The following is a 13,695-nucleotide window of genomic DNA, read 5'->3' as shown; positions in this document are numbered from 1 at the left end:
GAAACCCGAAACCCGAAACCCGAAACCCGAAACCCGAAACCCGAAACCCGAAACCCGAAACCCGAAACCCGAAACCCGAAACCCGAAACTTTTAGAATAAAATCTTAAAATCTCCATAAGCCTATCCCCGATACTTTTTCAAATCCTTACCTTTACAGCATTAATTAAAAATTAGCGTTATGCAAGACGGATTATATGCCAAGTTTCATACATCAAAAGGTGAGATATTGGTGAAACTAGAAAATGAAAAAACACCTGGAACTGTTGGGAACTTCGTAGGATTGGCAGAGGGTAATTTAGAAAATAAAGCAATTCCTCAAGGGAAACCTTATTATAATGGATTGAAATTTCATAGAGTAATACCAGACTTTATGATTCAAGGGGGAGACCCAAAAGGAAATGGAACTGGTGGCCCTGGTTACAACTTTGAAGATGAAATTCATCCAGAATTAACACATGATGCTCCTGGAAAGCTTTCCATGGCGAATGCAGGACCTGGAACCAATGGAAGTCAGTTTTTTATTACTCATATTGCTACTCCATGGTTAGATGGGAAACATACTGTTTTTGGAAGTGTTGTGGATGGACAAGATGTGGTAGATGCTATTGCTCAAGGTGATAAGCTTGATAAAGTTGAAATAATTAGACAAGGTGCTGAAGCTGAAAAATTTAATGGAGTAGAAGAATTTCGCTCTTTTGATGGAGCTAAAGCAGAAAGAGAAGCTGCAGCAAAAAAGAAACAAGAAGAACTGACGGGGGAGATGTCCCAAGGATTTGAAAAAACTGCAAGCGGACTTAAATATAAAATTGAGCAAAAAGGTGATGGAGTTAAAGCTCAAAAAGGGAAGACAGTTTCTGTTCACTATAAAGGAATGTTGCCAGATGGGAGTGTTTTTGACTCTTCTTATACCCGCAATCAGCCAATAGATTTTAAATTAGGAAAAGGTCAAGTAATCCAAGGATGGGATGAAGGAATTCAATTGTTGAGTGTTGGAGATCAAGCAAGATTTGTGATCCCTTCTCATTTAGCTTATGGAGAACGCGGAGCAGGTGGAGCAATTCCTCCTAACGCAACATTGATCTTTGATGTAGAATTGGTAGCAGTTAAATAATTTACTGATATAATATATAAAACCTCCTGTGTTTGGATAACACAGGAGGTTTCTTTTTTAACTATTCTTAAGTTCTGGCTGAGGGGTTAGTCTCAAATAAGATTTTATTTCTTTAAATCCTTTAGGGAACATAGTTTTAGCTTCTTCATTGGAAACCGATGGACTAATAACAACATCCTCGCCATGCTTCCAGTTAGCTGGAGTTGCAACTTTATTATAAGCGGTTAACTGTAAAGAATCTATCACTCTTAGCAATTCATCAAAATTTCTACCTGTACTAGCAGGATAAGTTAATAAAAGTTTTATTTTCTTATCTGGCCCGATAATAAATACAGATCTTACCGTAAGAGTATCATTCGCATTTGGATGAATCATATCATATAAATCAGATACTTTTCTGTCTTCATCTGCAATGATCGGAAAATTGACAGTAGTGTTTTGAGTTTCATTAATGTCTTTGATCCATTCTTTATGAGATTCAACACCGTCTACACTAAGTGCAATCATTTTAACATTGCGTTTGTCAAATTCGGGCTTATATCTGGCAGCGGTCCCGAGCTCTGTAGTACAAACAGGGGTGTAATCTGCTGGATGTGAGAAAAGAATTCCCCAACTATCTCCTAAATAATCGTAAAGGTTTATTTTTCCTTCTGAAGTTTCTGCATCAAAATTTGGTGCTTTATCTCCTAATTTTATTGTGCTCATAGAATTACATTTTTAAAATATGAATTATAAAGTTACACAATAACACTGGGAGATGCTGTTAAGTTCTTATCAATTTAATCCCTCATCGAGAATGCAATTCTCAATCAAGATAGCTATAAGGATATTTCGAAATTTTAAACAGTATTTCCCTCCCGAGCTATCGGGACATACATCGTGGACCTGTCCTTACGTCCTTGATTAGATTAAAAATTAAATCTATTCTTTCCATTTAATACTGCAACCCACACTTGGCTTCTGTGGTTCTGGGACATTCCTATTATTTAGCACCGAATCTAAAGCTTCCCTTAGATCTCTTCCGTTTACTGGGATGCCATTTCCTGGGCGGGAATTATCCAATTGACCTCTATAAATCAATTTTAATTCTGAATTGAATAAGTAGAAATCTGGAGTACAGGCAGCATCATAAGCTTTAGCAACCTCCTGAGTTTGGTCATATAAGTATGGAAAAGGATAATGATTTTTTCTAGCGGTTTTCCACATAAGATCTGGATGGTCATCTGGATAAGCTTCTATATTATTACTCATTATAGCTACAAAACCAAATCCAGTTACTCTATAATCATTAGCAACTCTCACAATTTCTTCGTTTACATGCTTTACAAATGGACAGTGATTACTTAAGAACATGATCACCGTTCCTTTTTCTCCTTTAAGATCAGATAAGCTACAAATGTTAGAAGTTACCACATCTGGAAGGCTAAAATCTGGTGCTTTAGTGTTTAAAGAAAGCATATTGGAGGGTGTTAAGGACATGGTGTGAATTTTTGAGTGCTAACAAATTTAATATCTTTATTCTAATTGCTGTTAATTGTATATTAGATTAGCACTTCAATTTAAGAAACTAAATAAGATATATGGAAATAAGCTGGACCGATTTTGAAAAAGTAGAAATGAGAGTTGGAACTATTTTGAGTGTTCAGGATTTCCCAAAAGCTAATAGACCTGCTTATATCTTGGAAATCGATTTTGGAAGTGAACTCGGCATCAAAAAATCCTCTGCACAAATTACCAACCGATATTCTAAGGAAGATTTATTGCAGAAACAAATTGTGGCGGTTGTAAATTTTCCGAAGAAACAGATTGCTAATTTAATGAGTGAATGTTTAGTCTTAGGAGCCGTTGGAGCTAAAAATGATATTGTTCTTTTAAATCCAGATTTTAAAGTTGAAAATGGGCTTAGAATAGGATAAAGAATAGGAATTTATCAAGATGCCTTTTTCAAATAGATTTGTCTTCTTATCCAAGGCGTCAGGAATTTTATGGTCTTATAATCGCATTGTTTTAAACGCCTTCAAGAATGAGTGTTTACCATATTTTTTTGAATTAAATCAATGCTAGCACAATCGTGGAGATAATTGAAACATCTCGGCTCCGCTCGATGTGACATTAAAGGTGTAACATTATAATAGGTTTAAAAGTTGAAAATTCAATTACATCTCATCTCCAAAGAAAATAGCGTTCATCAATAATTTATTGGTTCCATACCAGAAGCCTCTAAAATTCGTATTGTCTGTAAATAGTATCACATTTCCTCTGCCCATTCCCACTTGTTTAAAAGGAACAGTGTTAGACAGTAGTTCTAAATTAGGTTTGCTAATATACCCGCTTAAAAGAGGTTTCTCCGTATATTTTATAGGATTGTTGTAACTCGTAGAATCAGCTTTTAAGAAAATTGTAGTGTCTCTAAATAATGCGATCTTATTATCTTCATATCCAAAATTTATAGGATGAGACCGGTCTTGAGTAGCTTCAAAAATAGCTCCTCCAATTCCCTGTGCTCCTCTAAAGTCATTGCGCTCCTCAAAACTTATATCTTTGGCTTTTACTTTATTTTCCAAAAATTTCAGTTTCATAAATTCATTGGTGTTAAACCATTTTGCAGCATTTTTATAGCCTATTAAAGTACCTCCAGCTTTTACCCAATCCTTGATTTTTTCAGTATCATTTTTTTCTAGAGCATTGCCCCAAGAGTTTGGTAAAATAATATCGGTGTATTTGCTAAGATCTGTTCTTCCAAAATTACGGGTATCCAATTTGGTGATATTCATGTTATACCGTTGATCGAACAAATGCCAGATCTCACCTGCATCGTAAGGTGTGATCCCATCTCCAACTATTATTGCAACTTTCTGGGGTTCTAAAGGTCTAAAGTAATTGCTTCCTAAATTGATTCCTTTTGTTAATCCAGTACTTACACCAGTAATAGAAACATTCGATTTTCGGGAAACTTCTTTTAAAAAATTGAAGATTTCTGATGCACTTATTTCCTGATTTTGAACAGGAATAAGAATAGTTCCATAATCATATTTCTTGCTATCCGCTTCAAAGGTTTTCATACCCACTTGCGCCCGAAGTCCTTTTTCTAAAATTAGATTTAAAGCTTTTGGAGAATAGTAATCATGCCATTCCATGAGGTAGGCATATTCACTTTGGGTTGTAGGAATAATAGAGGGCTTTTGGAGACTGTCTATTTTCTGTCCCGTGTATTTAAGCGGAACACTATTATTAAATTCAAGATCGAAGGCTAGAGGAAAGGACCAAGCAGAAATATCGTAGAATAAACTATCTGTAAAGGAAGTCCTTTTCTCAAACATTGCTTCAACTACTCTATGCTGACGTTGATTCTTCGGAACAATATATCCGGAACCTTTCTTGAAATTCTTTCCATCAATTTCGAAATCTTCCTTAATCTCATAAATTTCAACTTGCTGACGTTTCAAAATTTCGGCTAAATGATAGGCCTTGTTTTTATCTTTTTCGCTTCCAAAAACATAGGCATCTTTCCCCATGCTATCTCTGGAATTCTTATAGAACGATCGCTGATAGTCTAAAATTTTCTTTCTCATACTTCCAGCGGCTTCTAAAGTAGATAAGGCAGCGGTGAACTGGTTTCGGATTGTAAATGGGAAAGTTAATAAGCCGTTATCTGTTTCCTGTACATGACCTCTGGAACTAGCTTGTTCAAAAAGGATCCCGATGCTTCCATTTATATCTGGAAAGGTCGAGCCTTTTCCGTAGTAAAAATCGTCATAATCTTCTTCAGTATAATATAGGGACCCAATTTTGTCCAGTGCTTTTGCATGATAGGTTCCAATTTCTCTGGTGAGATCTTGATTCATTTGAGGTGTAAGTGGATGTGTTCTGGAAGGGATTCCTGGCTGAAAGAAAAATGAGGAATTGGAACCCATTTCATGATGATCTGTAAGTATGTTGGGTTGCCACTTATGAAAAGTGGTAATTCTAGCTCTAGATTCGGGTAATTGCACTGGTAACCAGTCTCGATTCATATCAAACCAATAATGATTTGTTCTTCCTCCCGGCCAAACTTCGCTAAATTCTCTGTCTTGAGGATCTGGATTTAGATTTTTGCTTTTATTTGTATTAGCCCAATATGCAAAACGTTGTAACCCGTCTGGATTTAAAGAAGGATCAAATAAAATTACCGTATTTTTTAAAAGCTCATCTATTTTTTCGCCCTGTCCTGCTGCTAAATAATATGCAGCTAACAATGCAGCATTAGATCCACTTGGCTCGTTACCATGAATAGAAAATCCTTGATATACCACAATTGGCATCTCTTCGGTTTTTAAATCTTCACTAATAGCTTCAGTAAGATTAACATGATTCTTACGTATAGTTTCTATATTCTTTTGATTCTCTTCTGAAGTAATAACTAATAATAATAAGGGTCTTCCTTCAAAAGTAGTTCCTCTGCTTTCTAGGCTTATTCTAGGAGATTCTGAAGCCAATTTGCGCATGTAAGCAACGAGCAAATCATGTGTTACATGCCATTCTCCTGGGACATAACCCAACACTTCCTGCGGTTTAGTTATATCTGGATTATAAGAAATATCCTGAGGAAGATAGTAGGAGAGATCAAGATTTTCCTGTGCATTTATATTTAAAGAAAAAGTGAAAATAAGAATTAAATAAAGATATTTCATGAATTTAAAATGTTTGAGGCTCTAATATATAAAAACCGCCTCAATTTCTTGAGGCGGTTTCATTTTAATCCCTCATTGAGGATTTATTCTTCCAGAGCTTAACTCTATGTTTTAATACCTAGCCCTAGGACTTGCACGAGCTTCCTATTTTATTATAAGCTTAAATATCTTCAAAACTAATATCTGTAAACTTATCTGGCGAAGGAGTGACATCTGCAACAACTTCATCTTCCTGATATTCTTTTTTGAAATCTTTTTGATGCTTATCGCTAATTACTTCTTGACCTTTTTCTTCAACAATATAGCTAGTCATCTCATTTAAGATTTCAGCAAAACCATCAAAATCTTCTTTGTACAAGTAGATTTTGTGCTTTTTGTAATGAAAAGATCCATCTGCATTAGTGAATTTTTTACTCTCAGTAATAGTAAGATAATAATCGTCTGCTTTGGTAGCTCTTACATCAAAAAAGTATGTACGCCTTCCTGCTCTTAATACTTTAGAGAATATTTCATCTTTCTCCATCATTCCATTTTCATTCATAAAATAAATCTTTGTTGTTTTATTTAACTAATGTCAAAAATCTAAAAAAAATTAACATTTCACAACAAATTTTCACATTTCTTTTTCACTTAGCTGCTTTGCATAAAGTTCTTTATAATATCCTTCCTCCTGAATTAATTTTTGATGTTTCCCTTCTTGCACCACAGCGCCATCTTGAAGGATAATTATCCTGTCGGCATTTTTTACTGAAGAGATCCTATGACTCACAATAATTGTGGTCTTCGTTTTAGAGATTCTGAATAAATTCTGAAGGATTTCTTCTTCGGTCTCTGTATCTACTGCTGAAAGACTATCATCAAAAAGCAAGATCTGAGGATCATGTATAATTGCTCTGGCTATAGAAACACGTTGCTTTTGTCCACCAGAAAGAGTAATCCCTCGTTCTCCAAGAACAGTATCATAACCTTTGGAAAAGCCTTTGATGTTTTTATGTACCGACGCATTTTTAGCGGCTTCTATTACTTCTTCTTCCGTAGCATTGGTCTTTCCAAACATTATATTACTGCGAATTGAATCGCTGAAAAGAAAAGCATCTTGTGGTACATACCCAATACTATCTCGTAGACTATAGAGATTATGATCTTGGATGTTTTCACCATCAATAAGAATAGTTCCATGATCCACATCGTATAATCTACCAATAAGCTCTAGGATAGTAGATTTTCCCGAGCCTGTCTTTCCTATTATTGCTAAGGTTTCCCCTCTTTCTACTTTAAAAGAAATGTTTTTAAGCGCAGTAATATTTGTGTCTTCATAAGTAAAAGTCACATTTTTGAACTCGATATTCCCTTGAATTTCCACAGAACTTTCCTGATGATTTTTTATTTGTGGTTCTTGCTTCAGGAATTCATTAATTCTTTTTTGTGATGCTTCAGCTTGCTGTACAATAGAGGTAACCCATCCTACAATGGCTACTGGCCACGTAAGCATATTTACATATAGCAAGAATTCTACAATAATTCCGATATTTTCTATTTCGCCACTAATTACCTGTTTTCCTCCTATATAAATTACCACAGTGTTGCTCACTCCAATAAGAAGAACCATCAACGGGAAAAAGAAAGCTTGAACTTTAACTAAATTTAGATTCTTTTCTTTGCTTCCGTTAGAAAGAACTTCAAAATCCTGATTGGTTCGTGGTTCTAGTCCATAAGATTTTATAACCGAGATCCCACTAAAGGTTTCTTGGGTAAAAGTGTTCAGTTTAGATAAGTATTGTTGAACAATCGTACTTCTATTATGAATAGCTACACTCAGTTTGTAAATAGCAAAAGATAAAAATGGAAGTGGAGCCAAGGTGTAAAGTGTTAATAAAGGAGCTGTATTAACCATATACCAGATAACCACAACAAATAGTGTGAGAGTAGTTATACTGTACATTATGGCAGGCCCAAGATACATTCTAACCTTGGAAACGTCTTCACTTATTCTATTCATCAAATCTCCTGTACGATTCTTTTTATAGAAATTTAAGGAGAGCCTTTGATATTGCTGATAAATCTCATTTTTAAGATCATATTCCATCCGTCTGGAAGCAACAATAAAGGTTTGGCGCATTATAAATGTTAATGCTGCCGCTACTAAATTGGCTCCAATAATTAGAAGGATGTTATAGAACAATTCTTCTCTTAATTGTGCCGAATCTGTAATTTCTCCTTTAATATAGCTTTCTATGGCCGTAGTGGAATTTCCTATAAATTGAATAGGGTATAAAGTGAATATTCTTGCCGCTATAGTTATTAATAGCCCAAGTAACATATGCCATTTATATTTGAGGAAATATTTATTGAGGTGTCGTAATTCTTTCATGTAGTGATGTAGCCTGTGTTTCTTACAGTATTCGCATTTTAACAATCGAATTGACTGTGAAAATTAAAATATTGGTTAATTTTGCACATTGATTTTCAGAAAACTGAAAAATCTGAACTTAAATTTAAATTTTATGCAAGTTGACGTTTTAGCTGCTGATGACCTTAAAAAAACTGCTCCTGTTTTTGGGCAATTGTCTTTTGATAATCATGAACAAGTGGTTTTTTGCAATGACAAAGATACAGGTTTAAAGGCAATAATTGGAATTCATAATACTGTTTTAGGACCTGCTTTAGGTGGAACCAGAATGTGGAATTATAATAGTGAATGGGACGCCTTGAATGACGCACTAAGACTTTCTAGAGGGATGACCTTTAAAAGTGCTATTACAGGATTAAATCTAGGTGGAGGTAAAGCAGTTATTATTGGTGACGCCAAAACTCAAAAGACTCCAGAATTAATGAGAAAATTCGGTGAGTTTGTACATTCTTTAAGCGGTAAATATATCACTGCAGAGGATGTAGGAATGGATACTGAAGATATGGATATAGTAAGAGAAGTTACACCTTATGTAACCGGAATATCTGAGTCTAAAGGTGGTGCAGGAAATCCTTCGCCTATAACAGCTTATGGTGTGTTCATGGGTATGAAAGCCGCTGCGAAATACAAATTTGGGTCTGATGATCTTGATGGTAAAAAAGTATTGGTTCAGGGAATTGGTCACGTGGGAGAGGCTTTAGTAGAACACTTAACCAATGAAGGTGCTATCGTTTTTATTAGTGATATTAATCCTAGTAGATTGGAAGAGGTTAGTGCTAAATACGGAGTTACTATTTATACAGAAGATCCTTATGATGCTGAGGTGGATATTTACGCTCCTTGTGCTTTAGGTGCAACTATTAATAATGAGACTATTCACAGAATCAAGGCTAAAGTAATTGCCGGTGCTGCAAACAATCAATTGCAAAATGAAAATACTCATGGCTTATTGTTACAGGAAAGAGGGATCGTATATGCTCCAGATTTCTTGATTAACGCAGGAGGAATAATCAATGTTTATGCAGAATTAGAAGGTTACGGAAAACAAGAGATCATTCGTAAAACAGAAAATATATACAATACAACTTTAGAAATTCTAAAAACTGCAGAAGCTCAAGCCATAACTACCCATCATGCTGCTCTAAAAATCGCGCAACAGCGAATTGATGACAGAAAAAGGGAGAATTTGAACTAAGTAGTTTGAAATAAATACTATTTTTGCAAGGCGAAAGAGAATTCTTTTCGCCTTGCTAATTTTATAACGTTCTTTTACAGCCATGTTAACCAGAAGACATATTCGAGTTAAGGTAATGCAATCATTATATGCATTCCATCAAAGTGAAAATAAAAACTTCAGTACAGAGGAGAAATTTCTTCAGAAAAGTATGTTGGAGATGTATGATCTATTTTTAGTGATGTTAAAATTAATCACTGAAATTAAATCCTATTCAGAAAATTATTTGGAAAAATCCTCAAAGAAATTTCTTCCTACACAAGAAGAAATGGATCCTAATAAAAAATTCGTAGACAACAGAGTTATTAAGATACTCGAAAACAATCAATATTTACAAGATGCTTGGGAAGAACGTGGTATTACTCATTGGAAAAGAGATGGGGAATATGTAGCAATCCTATGGGAAGAAATTCGCAATAGTGATGCTTTCGAAAATTATATGACTACTCGCGAATCTACCTTTAAAGAAGATAAAGATTTTATAATTCTTTTGCTGAGAGAATTTATTGCTCCAAACGACAAGCTTTATGATTATATAGAGGATACTAAATTAACATGGGTAGATGATCTTCCTTTAGTTAACACGGCGATCCTGAAGTATTTGAATAAATTGAAGGAGAACACTCCAGATGATGCGAAGATTCCTAAATTATTTAAGAGCCCAGATGATGAAGAGTTTGCTGCAAATTTATTTAGAAAAGCTCTAGCAAACGATGAAGATTTGGCAAAAGAAATGGTGGATAAAACACCCAATTGGGATAAAGAACGTATTGCAGAAATAGATACTATTCTTATTAAAATGGGGATTTGTGAAATGCTTCATTTTTCTTCTATTCCGGTTAAAGTAAGTATCAATGAATACTTAGAAGTAGCTAAAGAATATAGTACTCCAAAGAGTAGTATTTTTATAAATGGGATTTTAGATAAATTATCTAAAGAATACCAGGAACAAAACCGTTTAAATAAAATGGGAAGAGGCCTGATGTAGTCGGGAAAATTTATTATTTTTAACTTTTAATTCAAATTAACATATTATGAAAAAAGGAATTTTAATGATAGCAGCCGTTGGTGCACTATTCTTTACTTCATGTAAGGATGATGCTTCAAGTAAAGTGAAAGCAGAAAATGTTGAAACTGCCGCTGAGCGTGATGCTCAAGTTGCTGCTTTTGGAGAGCTTAGTTTTGAAGAAGAGGAATTCGACTTCGGAAACATTGCCAAGGGAGCGGCTCAAGAGCACGTTTTTAAATTCACGAATACAGGGGAAGGACCATTGGTAATTACCAATGCTACTAGTACATGTGGATGTACAGTACCAACTTATCCTAAAAATGAAACTATCGCTCCTGGGGAATCTGGAGAGATGTTAGTGAAATTTAATGGATCTGGACAAGGTCAAGTTACTAAAACTGTAACCGTAACTGCAAATACAGAAAACGGATCAGAACAAATAAGAATCAAAGCTTTTGTTGAAGCTGGTGAAGAAGAAACTGCCGGTTAAACAAAACTTTTAAAATAATTTATGGAACAATTAACCCAATTTGCACCAATAATATTAATGTTTGTGGTTGTGTATTTTTTTATGATACGTCCACAAATGAAACGTGCTAAACAAGAAAAATCTTTTGCAGCTGAGCTTAAGAAAGGTGATAGAGTAATCACTAAAAGCGGTATGCATGGTAAAATCGTTGATTTTAGCGAGAAAAATAATTCAGTTATTATTGAAACCGGTGCAGGGAAAATTACATTTGACCGCTCATCTATTTCTATGGAGTTGAGTAAGAAAATGAATGAACCAGTTGCAGAAAAAAAGGTTCTAGAAAAAAAATAATTTTTTAGTGTCTTTCTTTATAATATAAAAAAGCCTGTTGATATTTCAACAGGCTTTTTTCATTAATCAACGAGACCTAATTCCAAAATACATTAGGGATATATTTCTTTAAGGAATTAAATCACGTCAACAATATTCTTAATTCCAGAATTCTTAATTGCTTGTGTAACAACCTCATTGCCATTGTTTAATATCACAATATTTTTCCCATTCGTTATTGCTTTATTTTTCAAAATCAATAACATAAAAACTCCTACCACATCAAGCTTATTTAATCCCGTAATATCTATTGTAAGCTTCGAAATCTGAGAAAGTGCCATTTCAAGATCTTTCTGAACCTCACTTACATTAATAGAGGTTAAATATCCGTTTAGCTCAACTAGCTTATCATTATTTATTAGTGATTCGGTCATTTGGTTTCTTTTGTTACTCAAAGATATAAGGCTTAGGACATTAGATTAGTAAGAATTCGATGAAAGGAATTTTCGCGTAGTTAGATGGTTATTAAATAACCGTGAATGTTTAATAATCGGACATAGTATAGAGATAGATCAGTTTAAAACGCTAAAATTCAACTTGTTATACTAAAGCGATTTCAGCTCTTATATATAATACCCAAAGTTTGTTGTCCATAAATATACATTCTTCTAACAGACGATTAATGTTTAAAATAATGAATTAAAGGTATTATAAGTGTTCCAAGTAAATATTGATTAGCTCTTATTATTAGCTAGCTAAATTTGCAGAATAGGCGCATAAATAATTCTGCTGTATTGCTACAAGCGGAATCTTACAAAAGCTATTGGGGTATATAATTTTAATTTTGAACCTTAAATATTATTGGTAATGCATATTGCACAATAACAGGATTGCCTCTTTATTTTCCAGGTTTCATTTAGGTAAAGCCTCTATTACCCGCTGAGCTTCTAGTTCTAATTTTGGGTGCGGGGGCGCGAGTTTGTATGTCTATAATATCCCTTCCCTATTGGATCAATTTTAAACATCACATTTATTTTATTGTTAACCGTAAAACCAAGTTGGATTCCAAACTCTGTGCTGAAATTTTAATTAATCAATTTTGTGATCTCTTTCTCTTAAATTTTTATGGTCTTTATTATTTTTAAGGCTTCATATTCTGAAAAAAAGGAAAATCTTCTATTAATAAAAAAGAGATTATTTCAATATGAACATCAAAATACAATTTCAAAAGATATACATAAGTAAGAAATAGGCTCGTTTTATCAAAAAAAGTCTAAGGGTTTTTGAGTTTTTCTACAACTGAAACAGGAAGTCGGGAGGAATAATTATCTAAGATAAGTTTATAAACTGTATTCCATTCAGGATTGTTTTTATTTTGAAGTGTATAACGGTTTTCTTTTAGTTTTTTAAGAATAGGTTCTATAGAATAAAGAGGAAAAGCCTGCTGGTATTCCTCTAATTTATTGATAGATGGTTCTACCTCTTTATTAATAATGTGTTTTAGTGCATCAATCAATAATTGCGATGCTTGATCTTTTTTATCTTCGGAACTGAATTTAATATTACCGAATTGGAGCTTGATACTGCTATCATCAAAGTCATTTTCAATATTAAATATAGTATCTCCATTATTCTCTACGATTTGAATTTCCTCGTTTCTGTACTTTTTAATAGCCATAACCTGAGGGTAAAGTTTAGTTTCTTCGTCATAGATTTTAGATTTTATGGTTGCCAAGGCTTGCATAGCATTTTGGATGGTAGTTTGATTAATTTCAGAAGGGAATGGGATTAACGTGGTTACTTCCTTAGATTTTATACCAATAACTTCAATAATCAACGTTCCACTTAACTTCCCGTCTTTGGCAGCTAATCCAATTGAGTATAAATCTCCAATATTTATCCCTGCTTCAGCTGTAGTAATCAATGAAATAAGCCTTAGCCCAACACCCACTCTTTTAGAGCCGATAAATTGATTATTGGATATCTGTGCTAGGGTTGCATATTTCATATAATCCATTGTCACCTTATAACTGGAATTTTTTTTGGATAGAGTAATGGGTAAGTAATTAATAGACCCTTCCTTGGTTAGCATACCTATTGACACAAGCACCGTTTCATTATTAAGAAAGCCGAGGGTTTCTTCGCGGGTTAAAAGCTTCATGTCTTTTGAAACTATTAAATTTTCCTCACTAGCAATTCGAATTTGATCTTCAAATTCAACTGGGTCTACCGGTTCGTATCCTCTGAAATTTTTATAGGTTTTACCCTCATCAAAAATATTATCATCAAAATTTGAAGTTTTACAGCTATATAGAAATAGGCAAACTAAAATTAAAGTTGTTATTTTCATATTTCAAATTTTTTGAAAAAGCTTATGTGTATAATCTATATAAACCTTATTTTAAATTCTTGATTATTTAGAAATTAATTTTATATAATACTGTGAATCAGTAGTTAATAC

General features: G+C 33.8%; 13 protein-coding genes. 6 read left to right on the top strand and 7 right to left on the bottom strand.

Annotated elements, in window-relative coordinates; translation table 11 throughout:
* Positions 1-179: 179 nt before the first annotated feature.
* Positions 180-1,112 carry a peptidylprolyl isomerase gene (locus I130_RS11790; protein ID WP_034923286.1) on the top strand — a complete coding sequence of 311 codons (933 nt, stop codon included), beginning with the start codon at positions 180-182 and terminating at the stop codon, positions 1,110-1,112.
* Positions 1,113-1,169: 57 nt separating this feature from the next.
* Here the strand turns inward: I130_RS11790 and I130_RS11785 are convergent, their stop codons facing one another.
* Together I130_RS11785 and I130_RS11780 are read right to left on the bottom strand one after the other, a co-directional pair.
* Positions 1,170-1,817: a peroxiredoxin gene (locus tag I130_RS11785; RefSeq protein WP_034923284.1), complete on the bottom strand. Its 648-nt coding sequence runs from the start codon at positions 1,815-1,817 to the stop codon at positions 1,170-1,172.
* Positions 1,818-2,033: 216 nt separating this feature from the next.
* A complete protein-coding gene (locus tag I130_RS11780) occupies positions 2,034-2,591 on the bottom strand; it encodes a thioredoxin family protein (RefSeq protein WP_034923276.1) in 558 nt (185 codons plus the stop codon).
* 101 nt (positions 2,592-2,692) lie between these two features.
* Between I130_RS11780 and I130_RS11775 the strand changes: the two genes are divergently transcribed.
* Positions 2,693-3,028 (top strand): tRNA-binding protein, encoded by a 336-nt coding sequence (locus I130_RS11775; protein WP_034923274.1) that lies wholly within the window; start codon positions 2,693-2,695, stop codon positions 3,026-3,028.
* Positions 3,029-3,268: 240 nt separating this feature from the next.
* Here the strand turns inward: I130_RS11775 and I130_RS11770 are convergent, their stop codons facing one another.
* The 3 genes from I130_RS11770 to I130_RS11760 form a co-directional block, all read right to left on the bottom strand.
* On the bottom strand, positions 3,269-5,782 hold the full coding sequence (locus I130_RS11770; RefSeq protein ID WP_034923272.1) for a M14 family metallopeptidase: 2,514 nt from the start codon (positions 5,780-5,782) through the stop codon (positions 3,269-3,271).
* Between the two features lie 160 nt (positions 5,783-5,942).
* Positions 5,943-6,323, bottom strand: coding sequence for a PUR family DNA/RNA-binding protein (locus I130_RS11765; protein WP_034923270.1), 381 nt, complete (start codon positions 6,321-6,323; stop codon positions 5,943-5,945).
* Positions 6,324-6,395: 72 nt separating this feature from the next.
* Complete coding sequence (locus I130_RS11760) at positions 6,396-8,153, bottom strand: ABC transporter ATP-binding protein (protein WP_034923268.1); 1,758 nt, start codon at positions 8,151-8,153, stop codon at positions 6,396-6,398.
* Positions 8,154-8,286: 133 nt separating this feature from the next.
* Here I130_RS11760 and I130_RS11755 point away from each other — a divergent pair, with 133 nt between their 5' ends.
* From I130_RS11755 to yajC, 4 genes are all read left to right on the top strand, one after another.
* The gene (locus I130_RS11755) at positions 8,287-9,387 is read left to right on the top strand and encodes a Glu/Leu/Phe/Val family dehydrogenase (RefSeq protein ID WP_034923300.1); all 1,101 of its coding nucleotides are present in this window, start codon (positions 8,287-8,289) and stop codon (positions 9,385-9,387) included.
* A gap of 82 nt (positions 9,388-9,469) precedes the next feature.
* Complete coding sequence (gene nusB / locus I130_RS11750; RefSeq protein ID WP_034923266.1) at positions 9,470-10,414, top strand: transcription antitermination factor NusB; 945 nt, start codon at positions 9,470-9,472, stop codon at positions 10,412-10,414.
* A gap of 46 nt (positions 10,415-10,460) precedes the next feature.
* The gene (locus I130_RS11745) at positions 10,461-10,925 is read left to right on the top strand and encodes a DUF1573 domain-containing protein (protein ID WP_034923265.1); all 465 of its coding nucleotides are present in this window, start codon (positions 10,461-10,463) and stop codon (positions 10,923-10,925) included.
* 21 nt (positions 10,926-10,946) lie between these two features.
* Positions 10,947-11,255, top strand: a complete 309-nt coding sequence (gene yajC, locus I130_RS11740) for a preprotein translocase subunit YajC (protein WP_034923264.1) — start codon at positions 10,947-10,949, stop codon at positions 11,253-11,255.
* A 116-nt stretch (positions 11,256-11,371) separates the two neighbouring features.
* On the opposite strand, the gene I130_RS11735 is transcribed toward yajC, so the two are convergent.
* Complete coding sequence (locus tag I130_RS11735) at positions 11,372-11,668, bottom strand: STAS domain-containing protein (protein WP_034923263.1); 297 nt, start codon at positions 11,666-11,668, stop codon at positions 11,372-11,374.
* A gap of 839 nt (positions 11,669-12,507) precedes the next feature.
* On the bottom strand, positions 12,508-13,584 hold the full coding sequence (locus I130_RS16295; RefSeq protein WP_051119703.1) for a hypothetical protein: 1,077 nt from the start codon (positions 13,582-13,584) through the stop codon (positions 12,508-12,510).
* Between the last annotated feature and the right edge of the window lie 111 nt (positions 13,585-13,695).

Source organism: Gillisia sp. CAL575 (assembly GCF_000403785.1).
GTDB lineage: Bacteria > Bacteroidota > Bacteroidia > Flavobacteriales > Flavobacteriaceae > Gillisia.
The sequence above is the reverse complement of the archived record's forward strand: the minus strand, read 5'-3'. Positions and strand labels throughout refer to the sequence as shown.